Origin of the sequence: Formosa sp. L2A11 (assembly GCF_009796865.1) — a bacterium.
Taxonomy (GTDB): Bacteria; Bacteroidota; Bacteroidia; order Flavobacteriales; family Flavobacteriaceae; genus Formosa.
Map to the genome: position 1 here is coordinate 3,073,733 of NZ_CP047028.1, position 17,659 is coordinate 3,091,391.

Sequence of the window (17,659 nt, forward strand, 5' to 3'; positions counted from 1 at the left end):
ACCTATTTTATTAAACACTCCCCTTACCTGAAAAAGGAATAATATATTTGAATATAATTTGAATCCACTTAGTACAATGTCTGCGATTTTTAAAGAGAAAATAGTACCAAAATTAAAGATTGAATCTTTAGACGCTTCCGAAACAAACGCATTAATTCAGGTTTTAGAATTAATAGACTGCAAAGAAACAACCGCTTATACACAAGCAAAAAACAATATAGATGGTAAAATTACAACGCCACTATTTACAAAAACACTAGCCCAACAACTCTACCATAATCCAGAGATTTATGCAAGCGAAAAAGAGGGATTAGAATATGTTGGTTCGTGGCTACCTTTATTAGAACAGGGATTTTTTCCTGATGAAAAAAGTAGTCTAAAATTAAAAGCGTTTCTTAGTTTTAGTCTTAGTTTTTTTCAGTCTGAAGCCATTTCAGAACCATTAAGAACTCAAGTTTTTCTAGTTTTAAAAACATTGGTGCAAAGTAAATCTGAAGCTTCTCTTACAATAACCAAATTTTTAATTCATACGGCTTTAGATATTCGCGATACACTTGGTTCTGATTTTATTATTCAGAATTGTATCTCGCACAATATTTTAAACACAACATATAATGTATCTAATTCCGATAACGAATTTATAGCATTTCCTTTTAAAATTAACAACGACTTTGTACAACATTTTTATGAAGGCGATTGGTATAAATTGGTAATAGATCTTCACCAAATATTGCCCGTAGGAAAAATAGAACATCCTGCTGCTTATAATTTAATGTTACCTTGGTTTAGTACAGATTTAGCAGCATTTTATAATGAAAATTTAGAATTTGCTGTTGCTGCACAAAATGCAATTAAAGACCGTTTAATTTTTGTAGAAGAAAAAAGTTTAGAGTTATTAAATATACAAACCGCAGATGGTTTATTCCCATTAATTACAGCTTTTGGAACAAAAAAATGGGATTCAGCAGATGTATTACTTTTTAATAATAGAGATAAAAACATTCCGCAAGAACAATTAGATGCTTCATTTATAAGATTTCTAGATTGGTTAGAAGCAGAAGGCGGAAGTCATTTTTATACACAAGCATTTCAAGTATATGGAAAGCACATTTTAAGCGATAATACCGCAAAATTACCTCTTAAATTTTTATCTTTTTGGTTTAAAAAATGTCATCCAAAAACGCGTATTTTAAATCAAGTAGAGTTATATAACACCTTGTTTTCAAGTCTACTTAAAGAGCTTCCAAACGGAAAACTACCGGTAATGCGTATAGGAAGTCACGATTTTCAAGTCACTGGAGAATATAATATTAAAGACGTATTCCAAATTACAAATAACATAAAAGAATGGCTTGGAGATTTTATGCCATTAGGAATTAAAGATCCTTTAAATCAATTTATAGTCCTTTCTTTTTACGATGCACGCAAGGCACTAGCAACAATAAAAGACGAAACGCACAGAGAAGCCCTACAACTCTATTTATTAGAAATGGCTTACGCTACTAGAAAAGCTTCCGAAGACATAAAAAAAAGTACTTTACCATTAATTGTACACACGCTTACAACCATATGTACAGCGCCCGGAAATTATATTCGTGTTAACGAGATTTGGGCTTTAAAAAATATTGATCATTCTGTTTTAGAACTTTGCGAAGATTTTGCAGCAGGACATTATGTAAATGTAAATAGACCGTTAGATCTAAACCTAATACAAACTTGGTTTAATTATTTAGGCGATTTCTATTACAGCTTAAGAGAAGAAGCGTCTTGGATTTCACAAGTTTTAAATACGCAAGGTCCACGCACTGCAAACTACTTTAATTGTTTAGAAGAAAATGTAACATTCTTTTTAGATAGAGCCATCTTCCGTATTGTTAGTATTCATAAAAAATGCAGGCTTAGAGAATCTACCAACGGTATGTTAAGTATTATTTCTAATCAAATAGAAGTGTTTTTAATGGAGTTTCTTAATGCTTTAAATGAAGACAAACTAGCCAAACAAACCGTAAAATATCTTTATGATTATAGCAGAAGTCCGATTGCCGGTCTGGACGAACAAAAAGAGCTATTAAATGCTATAGATAAATTTTATCATTTCCACTTTGTGCAAGAACCACAAACAGAAACAAATGCACTTCTAGAACTATTAAAAACAGATGATATTGCACTAGAATCTATTAAAATAGATGAAAAACATATTGGAAAGGTACTACATAATCTTCAAAATTATAAAACTGTAGGTATTTGCGACATACAACTTCTAGAGGTTTTAGATGAAAAAATATCTGATTTTAAAGCCTTATTGGCAGAAGACGAATTACAAACAGAAGCCAAATTCCATCAGGCACTTTATATGACCTTGCTAGATAAAAATTTAGCACCAGGAACCGTATTAGAACCCTACGGAAACCTTTGCCGAAAATTATTTGTTCACTTAACAAAAGGCTCTAAAATGGCAAGTTCTTACACATTAGGACTAAAAGCTATGGCTAAATCTGGTGCCTATCCAGAAACTTTAACAACCACTTTATTGCAAGTGATAGAAGATTTAAATGCTTAGATAATGATACAAGAGATAACACCCACAATACAAGATCGGTTAAACCTATCTGCATTAATACTAAAAAAGAATTATCCAAAAGCAAATATATCAAGTTGGTTTGGTTTTAATATAAATAACGATTTAGAAGTAAAACACGTAAAAAGACTCTTAAAACTACACGGTGTAAAATCTGGTTTACATTTACGAAATGCTTTACAACGCTACGAAAATGGAGAAATAGCTTCTAATAGTTTTGAAAAATTGGCAGCAGAATTTCGTACCGATACCACTAGTCGTTTTGATGCAAAGTGTAATGCTCAAGAAAACTTTAGAATTAAAAACACGTATAAGATAGTCTGGAAACACCGTTTTAATTTAAAACAAGAAAAACTATTAGGATACGAAATGGCCTATTCTATTTTTTTAATGCGCTTAGGAGGTGTACTCGGTTTTATAAGTACAGAAGAAATGGAATTACGCTTAGAAGATATAAACGAACGTGTAAAAACAACCTTTACTAGCTGGGGAGAATTTCATAGAAATGTTTGTTTGGGAGACGAGTTTATATTAGGTGTAGCAGAACCTGACACGAGCATATTTCCGGTATCAGACACCATTTGGGGATGCTACCAACGATTGAATATAGAACATGCCGATAGGTTTAAAGAATGGAAATTATGAGTTTATCAATACAAGAAGTTATACAACATATTGAACTTGCAGAAAACGTTTACAAGGCACAACGTTTAGACCAAATGGAGATGCATTTATCTGCTATTCAAGAAAATTATGATGAATTAACAGAATATCCAGATTATAATGCGCGTTATTTTCGAATTTTCATGTTATATATTGGTGCTTTTGAAGAGGTAAACGTACAAATTCTACAAGAATACTTACAAGCTTTAGTAGACATACAACATGTAGAAGCATCTGATTATGAATACATCACGAGTTACTACACAGATTGTTCGGAATCTGTGTTTGAAGATGCATTAGTAAAATATCCGTACAACGAAATGCTGCATTTAAATTATGCTTTAAAACTACAAGCAGAAGCACGTTATACAGAAGCTATTGCCATTCTTAAATACAGTCTTGAATGTTACCCTGCAATGACGGAAGCACGGTTATTACTTTGGGAAATAGAAACGGCTAAGTTAAAAGAACTATATGCTGTAAAAGAAGAAGCAGACTGTAATGAATTGTTAGATTTAGCATCTGAAACTCATAATTTAAAAATTTTAAAAGCGCTACAAGTAGATGACCGTTTAGATGAATCAAGAAAAAAACATGCCTTCATACAATTTGCTTTATGGAAAAATAAATCAGCCGTAATAAAAGAAAAGTGCTTTACAGAATGGAATGTTTTCGAAATAACAGACAAAACACGTCAATTATTAGCAGATTTTGGGAAAGCTTTTTTATACTATGATTTGATTTCTCTAGTAACAAAAACACCAAGAAAACCAGTTTTTCCAGAAGAAGATTTTACAAATTTTGAAGAATATAAAGTATATATGCATGCGCTCGCAAATTCCGGTTGGCAACATGCACAACGACAGTATTTGCTTTTAGCTACTACGGCACACTTTCATACAAAAGACAGAAATATGCTTAAAAAGTGTCTTGATGAAGGTTTAGCTATAAATAATAAGAACCCTTTATTATTAGTAATAAAAGCCAAATCTTTTTATTTTGAAGACAACTACCAAGAAGCTTCAAAGGCTTATAACGAAGCCTTTATAAACGGCCTAAGTACAAGTAATTATTTACATTATTTACTTGAAGTTAATAATAGAATAAAAAGTTGGCAAGGTATTTTAACCATTGTAAACCAAATTCATGCTAATCAAGCTCCTATTTTAAAAAGTTTATACTTTCAAGCTCGCGCTTTAGCGATGCTACATCGTTTTGATGAGGCACTAAATATTATAAACGATGCGCTTGAAGATTACGAATTAGCGTCCTATTCCTTTGCGCCATTACTGCTTTACTGGAGAATGATTATTAATCAGAGAAACCATAATTATGCCGAATTTTTAAAAGATGTAAATGCAGAAATTGAATATTACAAAGTAGGTGATGACGATTATTGTAAAACCATGAATGTGTGTGTAGAAGCCCTTTTTGAAATGGGTGAATACAAAGAATGTTCCAAATATGCTATTTACAACCACAGCCAAGGAAAATTAAATCCAGTGCTTTATTCTATTCTTCAATGGATATGTTTTTACGATAAAAGTATTCAAAAGCCTGAAAATTTAGCAACCGTTTCTGAAAACGATTTGATTCCAAACCCAACTACATTAATAGCTTTTAGAAATAATGCATTAATTCACTGGATTTTAGGAAACCACATCGAAGCTATAGAAAATTTAGAACTTACTGCAGAACATTCTACCAATAAGGCATTTTATCTTAAATTAGCTTTAACATGCGCTCAAGACTCATCATACATCTCCAAAAGTATGGCCATTTGCGAAAAAATTAGAACAGAACTCCCAGAAGCAAGAGATTGGAATACAGATTATACTTATGGAAATATATTACTTATAGAAGAAAAATATGAAGAAGCACTATACACCTATAAAGACTTATTAAAAAGCTATCCTGAAGCTTCGTTCTTTAAATTTCCAAAAGATGATGACAATGTCTTGTTAAAGATGATAAAAAATGGCGAAAGAAAATGCGGAGATTATAGCGCATACATAAAATATAATGCCATGTATTTAGGTAACGATAATCCATCTAAAAGTGCGTTAAAAGAACATTTAGAAATTGCGAAATCACAAAGTAAAGAAGACCTATTTTTACGTCATAATTTATTAGAAAACATGTCTAGATTAGGAATAAAGCTATCTGATACTGAAATACAAGCATTAAAAGAAATGAAATCTAAAATAAGAGAGACGTATTTCGTATAAAGGTGTTAAGTTTACATTATTTATAGATGAAGCAATTTAGAAGATATACAATTTTAACTTTATTCCTTTTTTTAGGAATATGTAATGTGACTCTGGCGCAAACACCAAAGAATACAACACTTCTAGATTCTTTTACTAAAGTTTATCAAAAAAATGTACAAACCAATCCGCAAACAGCAAAAAAAGCTGCTTTAAAATGGCTTGAAGAAAGTAAAAAACTTAAAATAGATTTACAAGAAGTAAGAGCACTTTATGCTTTAGGGAATTTAAGTAATATTACAGGCGATTATACAAGCACTATAAAGCATGTAAATAAAACGATAGCATTACTAAAAAAGCTTGAATTAGAGAAAGGTATGGCTGCCTGCTATAACATTTTAGCTTCTGCACATAAAAATTTAGGAGAATATCCCAAAGCTATTGATAATTATATGCAAAGCTTAAGTTTCTCTGAAAAAACAAACAATAAAGAAGAAGAAGCAAACGCATATCAAAATATTGCAACGTTGTATTTACTTCAAAAAGATTATAAGAAATCTGCAGAAAATTTAGATCGTGCAGCAAATCTTTTTAGAGAACTACAAGATGATGATGGAGTACTTACCACACTTTTTAATTTTGCAAATATTTTAAAAGAAGAAGGTAAATTCGATCAAGCAAGAAAGCACTATAAAACGGTTTTAGAATACAGAGAAAAAGAAGGAAACAAGGCCGTTATAGCTTATGTAAACATTAACCTTTCGCAAATGTTATTGCAAGAAGGACGCTATCAAGAAGGTGTAGATGCTTTAAGAAAAACATTATCTCTTTTAGAAACCCTTCAATTTAAATCTGATATTGCTATTGTATTAAACGATTTGGGTTTATGCGAAACTAAATTAGGTCATAAAAAATCTGCAATAAATTATTTTCAGCGCGCTTTATCTATTGGAGAAAAACAATCTTTATTAAGGTACAATTCAGACATTTACAAAAACCTATCTCAACTTTATGAAGATGAAGGAGATTTTAAAAAAGCTTTAGAATATTATCAAAAAGCAGTTACAACCGTCGCAGACCAGAACTCGTTAGATAAAGAAAAGTATGTTGCTAAAATACAAGAGCGTTACGAAACGCAATTAAAAGAAGCCAGAATACAACTTTTAGAAAAAGAAAAAAAATTAAACGAATCTGAATTACAAAAAGTAGAACTTAAAGTAAAGCGCCAACGTCTTTTTAGAAATGTTTTAATAGCGGGATTTATATTTGTTTTACTCACTTTAATAGTCTTAAGATTGTCTTATATTAAGCGTTTACGTGTGCAAAAAGAATTGAATTTGCAGCAGGAAGAAAATGCAAAACAGAAAATTAATCAAATGATAAACGATCATAAATTATCTGTTATAGAGCGTTATCAAGAAGGCCAAGATGAAGAACGCTCAAGACTAGCAAGAGAAATTCATGATGGAATTGGTAGTGATTTGGCTGGTATAAAAATAGCTTTTGAGCATTATATAGAAAACCACCAAGATAAATCGCAATCTAAAAGAATTTCTAAAGCTATTGGTAATGCGTGTATAGATGTGCGTAGTTTGTCGCATCAATTACATCCGCTTTCTTTTTCTAAAATAGGATTTACAAGTTTTTTAAGTGATTTTATAGATCAGATTACACAAAAAACACAAATAGATATTCAAACTTTTTTCTTTCCAGAAGAAGAAATAGATCAATTACCAGAAGTGCTTTTAGCAGATGCTTACCGTATTGTACAAGAATTAATTAATAACATTCTAAAACACGCCGAAGCCACGAATGCAGATGTACAATTAACACGGCATCAAGACCATTTAAACATTGTTATTAATGATAATGGTAAAGGGTTTCAAAAAAATAAAAAATCAGGAATAGGACTTCGTAATATTAAAGAACGACTTCACAAAGTACAAGGTTCTTTAGAGATTGATAGCAGTCCGGGGCACGGTACATCAATTACGATAGATATTCCTATAAATAAAGAATTGTGAAGAAAACAAATATTATTATTGCAGACGATCACTTAATGTTTCTTGAAGGCATAAACACCATATTAGGTGATATGGAAGAGATTGGACAAGTGCATTTAGCTACCGAAGGAAACCAAGTGATTAGATTATTAAATCAGTTTGAAATAGGCTTAATTATTAGTGACATTAGCATGCCTAAAATGGATGGTATTGAACTACTTACAGAGATTAAGAAAAAACATAGTGACGTAAAAATTATTATGTTAAGCATGTTAGATAATCACAGAACAGTACATAAAGTAATACAAAAAGGAGCCGATGGTTTTGTTCCAAAATTTACAAGTAAAGAAGAATTACAAAAAGCAGTACGTACTGTTTTAGATAATGAACAATATTTCTCGGAGGTGATTAAACAGCGTTATATGGAAAGTGTTTTTGAACGTAAGAAATATAAAAATATAGAATTATCGCCTCGTGAAAAAGAGGTTTTATCCCTTTTAGGAGATGAGTTAACTTCTAAAGAAATTTCAGAAAAATTATTTATTTCGGTAAACACCGTAGAAACACATAGAAAAAATATTCTTTTAAAAACAGGCTCTAAAACCACTACCGGAGCCGTAAAATATGCTATAGAATCTGGTTTATTTGATTAATATGAAAATGGCTTGAATAGTAATATTCAAGCCGTTTTACTTATATTAAAAGTATAATAGAATTATTTTATTTAGTTCGAATGCCCTCGGCTTCTATAGTACCTATAATTTTCCTTAGTTCTTCACGGTACGACGTGCTATCATTCTCATTGGTTAATAACTCTCCGCGATAAATAAATTTGGTATCTAAATCAAAATATACAACATAAAGTCCTGTTTGTGGATTTTTCCACTTCCCTTTTCCATCATTAACAATTCTCTTATCTTCGAGATATTGTACCCAAGCTCCTCTAGACAAAGTGGATTTATCCATATAAATCTTGCTGTATTCGGTGGCTTTAAAATACGGATATGGTTTCTCTAATTTAGCATGTATGTTGTTTAAAATCATGGCCTTTAAACTTTCAAAGCCTGCTGCTTTTACGGATAACACCATAGGTTTCTGAAATCTTTTACTATCTTTAATATCTAACGGAATTATAATAAAACCATCGGGATGACTAGCCATTTTAATGAGTAAACGAAATTGATACCCTGTATTTAATGTTTCAAAAGATTGATTTAATCGATCTATAAAACGAGTCACAACATCTTCTAGTTCACTTGGTTCTAAATCTCTATTAAAATTTAAATCTATTTCTTCTGTAGAAAACGTTATTTCAGGAATTTCATTTTTAAAATCGGCTATAACAGCCTGTCTCGTTTCGTATTGTTCTACTGCATTTTTATATAAATCGTTAAAAGTCTTTGAGTCTGATTTTGCATACATTGGTAAAGTATCATTTACCAATATATGTTTTACATTAAGATGTGTATAAAATTCAATTTCAGGAATTTCTTTATTATAGATAAGAACACCATACATATTAGGATCCATAGTTGCGGCATTAAAAAATCGAGTTAAATGACTAAACGCAAGTTTCCCATTATATTCTCGCTGTAAATATGTTTCTATATTAGCAGAAGCTTTCCCTTTAGAAACGCCACCAAATAACCGTGTACATCCCGTTGCAAAAAAGAGTACGATAAGTAAACAAACACCTGTAATAATTATTATTTTCATAAATTATTCTTTTAAATATCTAAATTTATAATTACATGAGAATAATCATATCACGGAATTCAGTGAATTTGCACATTCACTTAAAAGAGTTCTTTTTTTAACAATAACTTCTATTACCTTTGGGTTATAAATTTCACAAAAACACTTACCCCATGGGACTAAAAGAAAAAAAAGCAGCAAAATCTATTGAAGATAATTACTTAGGAAATTATCAAAAAGAAATTAATGAAATTGTAGGTAAAGAATTACCTATTAACATTAACTGGGATACTTTTGAAATGGACTTTATAAAATTTGTACCAAGTGTATGTTTACAACGTCTTACAGATGGTTTAAAAACAGTTTGTAAAGATGAAATGGGAAAAGAAGCAGTAGCTGAAGGTATAAATTCTATTGAAGTATATTGTATTCCAAATGAAGGTGCTAAAGACAAAAAAGAATTAAAACTAGAAGATGGTGTGTTTTCATTAACTGCATGTTGGGGAGGTCACCACAGTGGTTATTACACAGATTTAGTAATTCGTGAATATTTAGAAAACAACTTATAGAACACGAATTTAAACTCACACTATTTATCTATAAAAAAGGGAAAACTTAATACGTTTTCCCTTTTTTATGCTTTAATATTATTATACAATTGAAAATAAGAAAAGCCTTTAAGAATTTAATCTTAAAGGCTTTTATATGATACTTTTTAATGGGCTTTAATTCAGTTTTACATCATTTAAAACAACACCTGTTAATATCGCACTAAAGTAATAATCTTGAGACTGTACGTTGTTCTCTGAAAATGACTGACTATAATTATGAATTATAGCATTATCAAATACAAAACTAACAACAGGTTGCTCTTGGTTTTGATAATAAATTTTCAAACTTCCAGACCACTCACCTGGTTTATGAGATAACCATTCTAAAAATAGCGTACTCATCTCATTTCTCATGGCACCAGATAAATTTACATCTAGACCTCTTTCTTGTTCTTCGTTTGGATAGTATGTTGAAGAAAAGCTATAATCACACTGCGAAAGCTTAAATAGCTCTTCTGTATGTTCGTCTTTTTTAATTCTTAATTCTATACGCTGAATTACATTTAATTCTTTCATAATATTCTTGTTTTTACAATTGCTCTTCTATTTGTGCTTGTAATTCTTTTACTTTAGGAAAGCTCTTTAAACCTTTAGATATGTCTACAGTTATAGAAATTACTTCGTTTTCTAAAGTCGTTTTATTTTCCGTACCTAAATTGAAATTAACAGTTTCAATAACTTCTGTAAACGCTTCTTTAGCTAAATTATCTGCAGCTATATTAGAAAGCGTTTCTTTTAATATAGACAATACTTTTGAAACATAATATTTATCTAAATCTTCTGAAATGCCTTCATATACATAAGAAATAGTAATTTCTTTTTCTAAAGCATCTTTTAGTTCTAACTCTAAAGCTTTAACGTCTTTTTTAAGCTGAAGTACAGTTGGTATTTCACTAGCATGTGGTGTAAAAGGAATTTTTCCGTCAGATAAAAGGTAACCATATTTATCAATATTACTAATAGATATAGATGAAATAGAACCCGACTCTATATATTGAAATTGAGATTTACGATCGTACATGTCGCACAATAAAATCATGTTTTTTTCTTTGTCATGTGTCACAAAAAAACCAGATGCACTACTTGAATAAGTACTTATAGAAACTTGTGGCATTTGTGGTCTATCTTCTTTTCGTTCTATATCAGCAATTTCTTGAAGTATTTTTAAAATAGCATTAGTATCTAATACAGGTAATTGTAACATTGTTTTAAAATCCATAATTATATTTTTTATACATACAAAGTTGAGCCAATACAATTACTTTTTTATAACCGTTTTCAGGGATATTGGATACACTACTTAAATTTAACATAGAAATTGATGATATTTAGCTTTGTGTTTGTGTCATATTATCTACAACAACTATAATATAATTTGCAATTTCAGCTTTATCTTCTTTAGTCATCTTGTTCCACTCAGATTGTAAAACCGTTGTAATAGACTTAATATTTAAACCCAGTCTAATTTTATTAATCCACCAAATTATACCTTGATTGTAGTTTGAATGATACGAGCCTTCAAAGTGTAATAATAAATCTCCTTCGTTAAAGTTTTTAAGAGAAAAATGTGCCATGGTTGCATCTTTAGAAGCCTGAGCTGTTTGCATGTTTAACATATTTGGCGGTACATGTCCGCCCATATTACTGGCCATTTCTGCATAGGCTTTAACTGTAGGATCGAAATATGTTTTTAAATCTGGACCAATTAACTCAAGTGCTTCTGGGCTTAAGTCGTCTAAGGCATCAATTCCCTTTTTATTAATTAAAGACGCATATCTTCTAGGAATATTAGTTGCTATAAAACGTAATTGGTTCACTTTAGCAAATTCGACTAATGGTTTATAATCTGTTTTATAATTACTCCACATTTGCGTCATTTCAGGAATCATTTTAGCTTCAGTATACAATCCTTTTAAATACTCGTTTAATACTAATTGGTTTCCACTTTCAAACATTTCTGCTCCTAAGAATAAGTTTTTCCCTTTTATTTCAAATAAGCTTTTACTTACCTCTAATTGCAACCAATGTGAAATTGGATTAAAATGATATTCGCCAAAAAACACCATATCGCTTTTTGCAAGATCTTTAACCATATTATCATAATTTACTATTTCTCCTGTATTTTTAAATAATTGATATACTGGTTTATTTTGTGCATTTATGGAGTTTACTATAGATAGTAGTAAGATTATTATAAATGTTATTATATGTTTCATGCCTTTTTTATTTTAAGTTTAAAATATGGTATTCTATTAAAATTCTATTCTATTTCCATTTTGGTCGTAATACATAACGTCTCCAAATTTTTCAAGCGTTCCTTTTAATTCTGAAGCTTTACCTGAAATAGTGATAACACACTTAAACGGATCGATATATTTTTGAGACATATTCATAATATCGAGAATAGAAACTTCGTAAAATTTTTCTACTTTATTTTGTAAATAATTGTCTGGTAAATTATATAAATCTTTCTGCATTGCAAAAGTGATATAGGGAATTGGAGAAATGGGATTTAAAGATCTTGTGTACTCTCCTATTAGACTATTTTTTGCAACTTTTAAGTCTGAAGCACTAACTTTTTCATTTCTAAGGCGTAACATTTCTAAAATAATATTTTCTATAGCATACGCTGTTTGGTTGTTTCTTACACTTGTATATATTGCACCTGTTCCGCCATCTGCAGAACTACCAACAGAAGATTTTATATAGTAGCAAAGTCCTTTATCTTCTCTTAAATTTTTATTTAGATATGACAGTTGACTTGCACCAAAAATATTATTTAAAACTTGAAGCTTAATATCGTCTTCAAAATACGTGTAAGCATCTCCTAAATGCCATTTAAAAGTTATTTTAGATTGTACCGCATTGGGAACATCTTTTACTATTATTTTTCTACTTTTAATTGTAGACACTTTTTTAGTTATGGGACTTTTTTCTATATAAGATTCTCCAGATTTCCATGTTCCAAAATAACGGTTCATTAAGGCTTTACATTCTGCTTCCGAAAAATTTCCTACCACAACAATTAATGCATTATTAGATACAATTCTATCATTTTTATAATCTTCGACATCTTTAATAGTTAAACCTTGGTATTTAGGTTTTACTTTTTGTTTAGTTTCTACACTATTTTTTTTAGATCCAAAAAGCAATGAATCCTGTATAGCATCTATAGAAAACTCTTCTATCGGCTCTCTATACACTCCTTTTTTATTTTTACCGTTCTCCTGTTCTACTTTATACTTTTCGTTTATATATTGTTTAGAAATTATGGGATGTAATAAAGCATCTGTATAGATTTCTAGTAGTATGTCTATATCTTGTTTCAAACCTTTAATTGTGCCACCATACATATTCGCATTTAACATAGCTGCATGGTAATTAACAATAGAATCTATCTCTTGATTAGGATACTTTTCTGATCGTTTATTTGAATATGCCGTGTTTAAAATGTTTTTTTCTGCTAAACGAGTTTCTTCATTAAAACCTGGTAATGCAATATTTACAGATATAGTGAATTTTGGATAATCTTGAACCGGCGCTAAATATACACGAAGGCCATTTTTTAATGTTATTGGTATTAATTTACCTACGTTTAATGTTTCTGGAGTATTTGCCTCTGGAGGTACAGAACGATCTACTTGAGCACGAGTAGAAAAACTGTAACAAATAATTAAAATAAATAGATATATAGTTTTCATTATATTGAATTATTCTGGGTGATACGCAATTATTACACGATTATTTTTAGCTAAATATTTTTTAGCTACACGTAGAATATCATCACTTGTTACGTTATTAAAATTTTCTAAAAGATTCTTGATATCTGAAGTTTTATTGTACAAATGATAATAATTAGTAACCTTGTCGGCAAAGGTTTCTGCATGATAAAAGTAATCTACATAAGCAGATATAAATTGACTTTTCACCTCTTGTAGCACAATAGAATCTATTGGTTTTGTTTTTAATAATTCTAATTGTTCATCAATTTTTCCTAGTAAATACGTTTCACTATTCTTTGTTGTAACACTGGCATTAATACTTAATGTCCCCGCTTTTTCCCAAAAATCTGAAGTAGCACTTATATGCTTAATTATGGCATCATCTTCAAGGTTTAGGTTTTTATTTAACAAAGAATAATTACGATTACCAGATAAAATAGAAGTAATTATTTGCATAACAGGAGCATCTGGATCGCTTTGAGACATTAACGGATATCCTATTAATATAGATTCATCTTTTAATCCTTTTATACGCATGTCTGTATGCTTTACAAGACCAGAAGATTTTTTAAATGTTTTAGGTCGTTTTATCTTTTTACCTTTTGGAATATTTTTAAAGTATAGACTTATCCATTTCTTAGTCTCTTCAATATTAATATTTCCTGAAACTACTAAACACGCATTATTTGGAATATAAAAGGTTTTAAAAAAGGCATCGAAATCGGTTTTAGAAGCCTTGTTTAAATCGTCCATAGTACCAATCATATTATGTCCATAAGTAGTATAGTTATACATATTAGACATCATATCGAAATACGAGTTTCCTAACGGTTTACTGTCGTAGCGCATCCGTCTTTCTTCTTTTACTATTTCACGCTCCCGGTTAATTCCTTCTTGTGTAATTATAGGATGCATCATGCGTTCCGATTCTACCCAAAGTCCCAATTTAAATTCGTGAGCAGGAAGTAATTGGTAATAATATGTTACATCGTAATTTGTGTAAGCATTGCAATAGCCGCCAGCATTAAATATAATATTCTCTAACTCGCCTTGTGGTATGTTTTTGGTTCCATGAAATAAAAGATGTTCGTAAAAATGAGCATAACCTGTATGTCCAAATTCCTCATTTTTAGATCCTACATGATATTTTGTTCCCACAATTACATTAGGTTCATTTACATCTTTATGAAGAATAACATGTAAACCATTAGCTAAATTATATTCTTCTAAATGAATATTATCCATATTCTGACCCCAAGTAAATAAGGAAATACAAAAAATGATAATGCTGAAAATTTGTTTCATTTTTAAAAATTTAAAATACTTTATATGTATAAATAATGTTTAACTAAATTTGATTGTGTTGTATTAAAAATACAATTTAAGACCTGCAACTAAACTTAGATAATCGTCACTATTAGAATAATAATTTTCGTTACTAACTGGTAATTTTGTTGCTTTTGTATATGCTGTATTTAGTGAACATTCTAGTTTATTTTTGTTTCTTAATTTTACATCAATACCCAACTTTGTATTAAAATTAAAAGTATCAATCTCTGAGAAATAGGCCATTTTATTCCCTATCCAGTCTACATAAATATTATTTGCAGCAAAAGGATCGTGTTCTAAATCTAGTACTAAATGATATGAAGCAGATAGGTTTGCAAAAAAAGCTGATGTATTAGAAATACTTTTATTAAAGCCAACAGAAACTTTTGGATCTAAATATTGAAAATCAAACTTGTAGGCATAATTTAAATCTAACTGACTCTTATTATAATAGTTTAGACCTAAGCTTATTTTATTTAATAATTTATTATAAAATAAAATATCAGCCCCGGCTTTAACATTATAACTTGTTGTTGTAAAGTTTTTATAATAAAAGGCACCAGTATCTTGCCAAACTTTACCGTTTCCTTTTAAATATTCTGCATCTAAATGAACCGAAAGTAATTTATCTTCTTGATATTTATTGTAAAAAACTTGTACTCGTTCTTTAATAAAACTATACTTAGTAAGCTCTTCATTCTCTTCAATCTTAACAATGTTTTTATCTGTCCAACGTTCTAAACCATACTCCGTATTACTTGCTACAGACACATCCCAACCATCTTGTTTAGTAAACCAATACAATTGCAATTCGGGAACATTTCTTTTACTTTCAAAACCAGTCTCAATATTTTTTATGTAAGAACCTAAACCTGTACTTAAATAATAATTCGCGGTTGTTGCCGTATTGTTTTCAGGAAATTTATTTCCCAATTCAGAATCTGTTTTATAAAACTCGTTACTTAACGCTAAACTAAAAGTGTGTTTTATATTGTATTTATAACTTAGAGCGACTTTAGCTTGTACTTTTAAGGCTGTTAACTCATTTCTTGTATCTGTTTTTCTGAAATAAAAACTTGTATCGTAATTTAAATAAGCTCCCAACGTAAATCTAGAATTTAATGTATTGGCTGCACTTACTTCGAAATTATAATCTTGATGATTCCATATACCCGTGGTTTCTTGAAATAAATAGTATGGCGAACTATTTTCTGTTATACCATAAGTTAAGTTATTTTCTATATCTTCTTTTCTCGTGTTTAAATATTCTAAACTACCAAACAATGTCCAATTTGTATTTTCTAAAGACTGTAGTGATGCTGTTTCTAGATATAAACCATTCTGTTTTTTATAATCTTGAGGGTTTCTTAATGCGCCTTCAGAATATAAATAGTTTACTTCTCCATAAGAAAATGCTTTAAGGTTAGATTGATTTAATAATGAGGGTATTTCAAAATACCTCTGCTCAAAAAGCTCGAAATGAAAATCTCTCTCAATAACAGATAAATTATTTACATTAGGTACTGTTTGAGAAAAGACATTCAACACACAAAAAAACAAAGAGAATGTAAGACACATTCTCTCTATTTTTAAATGGTTTGTTTTTTTAGTTGTTGTAACCATATTTATCTGGAAAATCTATAGCTTCAAAATCTACAGTTGAATTGTTTGTATCTATTAAAATAGTTCTACCAAAACGATCGGAAGCTACTTCGTCAATTTTTCTTCTTGAACTTAATCCTGTATAAGAAATTGCTCCATCTGCATTAACATAAGTAAATCCAGCATCTAAAGCACTTGGAATACGTTTAAATTCTGAAGCTCCAGAATTATCTAAAATATCTACTGCATCGATAACTTCATCTACAGAGATTTTCATTAATTTATAAGTTGATGTAGATCCAGTTTCTGTATAATCTACAATATCTGAATCTGAAAAAGAAGCTTCGTTACTTACTAAAACAACACTTGCAGATGAAGTAATTAATCTAAAGAAATTTGTTTCATCAAACATATAAATATTAGTCATGTTTGGTACTGCAGGATTATCTAATTCAAAAAATGAATTTCCTAATCGGCCTTGAGCTTCTAGCCAATCTATTGAGTAATGTTCTAAAGTCGCATCTGTATTATCTAACTGCGTATCTGGTGTAAAACTTCCTTCTTTATAATTTACAGCGTTTAAAGCAATAACAATACTTTTTCCTGGTAGTACAGCATAATCTTCTCCTGTTCCTGGAATTTGGCTCATTACATCTGTATACACATAATCACTATCTGTTAAAACACTAGATAATGCAGTGTCTCCAGACATTCCGGTATCTCCAAAAATATTTGCAATGTACATACCATCTGCATATAAAGTTTCTGAAGAATTATTAAAAATTTCGACAAAAGAATCTTTAAATAAAGTAATATAACCTGATCCTGCAGAATACACTTCTTTAATAACTAAACCTCCATTAGAATTTACAGCATTTACCTCTACATTTGCTACGGCTGTTTCCTGAATGGTAACAGAGACATTATTTGCTGTTCCACTTAATGTATAATCGTCTGTAACATTGCTTGCTATAACAGCATAGGTTCCTATAGCAATATTATCAAATAATGCAGAACCATTAGCATCTGTGGTTAAACTTAAAGTTGCATTATCTACAGTATTTGTAATACTAACATCTATACCTTCTAGAGAAATATCGTTTAGTTCACTTGCTAATTCTAATTGTACTTGTAAGTTTCCTAAATTAGCGACACTATCATCATCACTACAACTCATTACTACTGTTGTTAATAAAAAAATTGCTAATAATTTTGTTAATCCTACGCGTTTTAAAATTGTTTCTTTCAT

14 protein-coding genes are annotated in these 17,659 nt (G+C 29.9%); 6 read left to right on the top strand and 8 right to left on the bottom strand.

Translation table 11 applies throughout. The annotated features are described in order from the left end of the window. The first annotated feature begins 76 nt into the window (after positions 1 to 76). The 5 genes from GQR95_RS13610 to GQR95_RS13630 are packed head-to-tail and all read left to right on the top strand — an operon-like array spanning position 77 to position 8,104. Complete coding sequence (locus GQR95_RS13610) at positions 77 to 2,560, top strand: hypothetical protein (RefSeq protein WP_159023675.1); 2,484 nt, start codon at positions 77 to 79, stop codon at positions 2,558 to 2,560. A gap of 3 nt (positions 2,561 to 2,563) precedes the next feature. Further along, complete coding sequence (locus tag GQR95_RS13615; protein WP_159023676.1) at positions 2,564 to 3,223, top strand: DUF1266 domain-containing protein; 660 nt, start codon at positions 2,564 to 2,566, stop codon at positions 3,221 to 3,223. Continuing rightward, positions 3,220 to 5,469, top strand: coding sequence for a hypothetical protein (locus GQR95_RS13620; RefSeq protein WP_159023677.1), 2,250 nt, complete (start codon positions 3,220 to 3,222; stop codon positions 5,467 to 5,469). The genes GQR95_RS13615 and GQR95_RS13620 overlap by 4 nt, the downstream gene beginning before the upstream one ends. Positions 5,470 to 5,495: 26 nt before the next feature. Then, positions 5,496 to 7,472, top strand: a complete 1,977-nt coding sequence (locus GQR95_RS13625; RefSeq protein WP_233265936.1) for a tetratricopeptide repeat protein — start codon at positions 5,496 to 5,498, stop codon at positions 7,470 to 7,472. Continuing rightward, a complete protein-coding gene (locus GQR95_RS13630) occupies positions 7,469 to 8,104 on the top strand; it encodes a response regulator transcription factor (protein WP_159023678.1) in 636 nt (211 codons plus the stop codon). Before GQR95_RS13625 ends, GQR95_RS13630 begins: the two co-directional genes overlap by 4 nt. Before the next feature lie 67 nt (positions 8,105 to 8,171). Here the strand turns inward: GQR95_RS13630 and GQR95_RS13635 are convergent, their stop codons facing one another. Then, positions 8,172 to 9,167 carry a hypothetical protein gene (locus tag GQR95_RS13635; protein WP_159023679.1) on the bottom strand — a complete coding sequence of 332 codons (996 nt, stop codon included), beginning with the start codon at positions 9,165 to 9,167 and terminating at the stop codon, positions 8,172 to 8,174. Positions 9,168 to 9,319: 152 nt separating this feature from the next. Here GQR95_RS13635 and GQR95_RS13640 point away from each other — a divergent pair, with 152 nt between their 5' ends. After that, positions 9,320 to 9,715 (top strand): hypothetical protein, encoded by a 396-nt coding sequence (locus GQR95_RS13640; RefSeq protein ID WP_159023680.1) that lies wholly within the window; start codon positions 9,320 to 9,322, stop codon positions 9,713 to 9,715. A 156-nt stretch (positions 9,716 to 9,871) separates the two neighbouring features. On the opposite strand, the gene GQR95_RS13645 is transcribed toward GQR95_RS13640, so the two are convergent. From GQR95_RS13645 to GQR95_RS13675, 7 genes are all read right to left on the bottom strand, one after another. Next, positions 9,872 to 10,273: a hypothetical protein gene (locus GQR95_RS13645; protein WP_159023681.1), complete on the bottom strand. Its 402-nt coding sequence runs from the start codon at positions 10,271 to 10,273 to the stop codon at positions 9,872 to 9,874. A 13-nt stretch (positions 10,274 to 10,286) separates the two neighbouring features. After that, on the bottom strand, positions 10,287 to 10,976 hold the full coding sequence (locus tag GQR95_RS13650; RefSeq protein ID WP_159023682.1) for a hypothetical protein: 690 nt from the start codon (positions 10,974 to 10,976) through the stop codon (positions 10,287 to 10,289). Positions 10,977 to 11,085: 109 nt separating this feature from the next. Beyond that, positions 11,086 to 11,973 carry a ChaN family lipoprotein gene (locus tag GQR95_RS13655; protein WP_159023683.1) on the bottom strand — a complete coding sequence of 296 codons (888 nt, stop codon included), beginning with the start codon at positions 11,971 to 11,973 and terminating at the stop codon, positions 11,086 to 11,088. Positions 11,974 to 12,009: 36 nt separating this feature from the next. Continuing rightward, on the bottom strand, positions 12,010 to 13,458 hold the full coding sequence (locus GQR95_RS13660; RefSeq protein WP_159023684.1) for a pitrilysin family protein: 1,449 nt from the start codon (positions 13,456 to 13,458) through the stop codon (positions 12,010 to 12,012). 9 nt (positions 13,459 to 13,467) lie between these two features. Beyond that, positions 13,468 to 14,784 carry a pitrilysin family protein gene (locus GQR95_RS13665; RefSeq protein WP_159023685.1) on the bottom strand — a complete coding sequence of 439 codons (1,317 nt, stop codon included), beginning with the start codon at positions 14,782 to 14,784 and terminating at the stop codon, positions 13,468 to 13,470. A gap of 63 nt (positions 14,785 to 14,847) precedes the next feature. Next, a complete protein-coding gene (locus GQR95_RS13670) occupies positions 14,848 to 16,386 on the bottom strand; it encodes a DUF6850 family outer membrane beta-barrel protein (protein ID WP_159023686.1) in 1,539 nt (512 codons plus the stop codon). 28 nt (positions 16,387 to 16,414) lie between these two features. Then, the gene (locus GQR95_RS13675; protein WP_159023687.1) at positions 16,415 to 17,659 is read right to left on the bottom strand and encodes a DUF4876 domain-containing protein; all 1,245 of its coding nucleotides are present in this window, start codon (positions 17,657 to 17,659) and stop codon (positions 16,415 to 16,417) included.

What these genes read in the sequence shown, in the direction of transcription:
- GQR95_RS13610 (WP_159023675.1), top strand. Translation starts at nt 77, where the DNA reads ATGTCTGCGATTTTTAAAGAGAAAATAGTACCAAAATTAAAGATTGAA.
- GQR95_RS13615 (WP_159023676.1), top strand. Translation starts at nt 2,564, where the DNA reads ATGATACAAGAGATAACACCCACAATACAAGATCGGTTAAACCTATCT.
- GQR95_RS13620 (WP_159023677.1), top strand. Translation starts at nt 3,220, where the DNA reads ATGAGTTTATCAATACAAGAAGTTATACAACATATTGAACTTGCAGAA.
- GQR95_RS13625 (WP_233265936.1), top strand. Translation starts at nt 5,496, where the DNA reads ATGAAGCAATTTAGAAGATATACAATTTTAACTTTATTCCTTTTTTTA.
- GQR95_RS13635 (WP_159023679.1), bottom strand. Translation starts at nt 9,167, where the DNA reads ATGAAAATAATAATTATTACAGGTGTTTGTTTACTTATCGTACTCTTT.
- GQR95_RS13640 (WP_159023680.1), top strand. Translation starts at nt 9,320, where the DNA reads ATGGGACTAAAAGAAAAAAAAGCAGCAAAATCTATTGAAGATAATTAC.
- GQR95_RS13645 (WP_159023681.1), bottom strand. Translation starts at nt 10,273, where the DNA reads ATGAAAGAATTAAATGTAATTCAGCGTATAGAATTAAGAATTAAAAAA.
- GQR95_RS13650 (WP_159023682.1), bottom strand. Translation starts at nt 10,976, where the DNA reads ATGGATTTTAAAACAATGTTACAATTACCTGTATTAGATACTAATGCT.
- GQR95_RS13655 (WP_159023683.1), bottom strand. Translation starts at nt 11,973, where the DNA reads ATGAAACATATAATAACATTTATAATAATCTTACTACTATCTATAGTA.
- GQR95_RS13660 (WP_159023684.1), bottom strand. Translation starts at nt 13,458, where the DNA reads ATGAAAACTATATATCTATTTATTTTAATTATTTGTTACAGTTTTTCT.
- GQR95_RS13665 (WP_159023685.1), bottom strand. Translation starts at nt 14,784, where the DNA reads ATGAAACAAATTTTCAGCATTATCATTTTTTGTATTTCCTTATTTACT.
- GQR95_RS13670 (WP_159023686.1), bottom strand. Translation starts at nt 16,386, where the DNA reads ATGTGTCTTACATTCTCTTTGTTTTTTTGTGTGTTGAATGTCTTTTCT.
- GQR95_RS13675 (WP_159023687.1), bottom strand. Translation starts at nt 17,659, where the DNA reads ATGAAAGAAACAATTTTAAAACGCGTAGGATTAACAAAATTATTAGCA.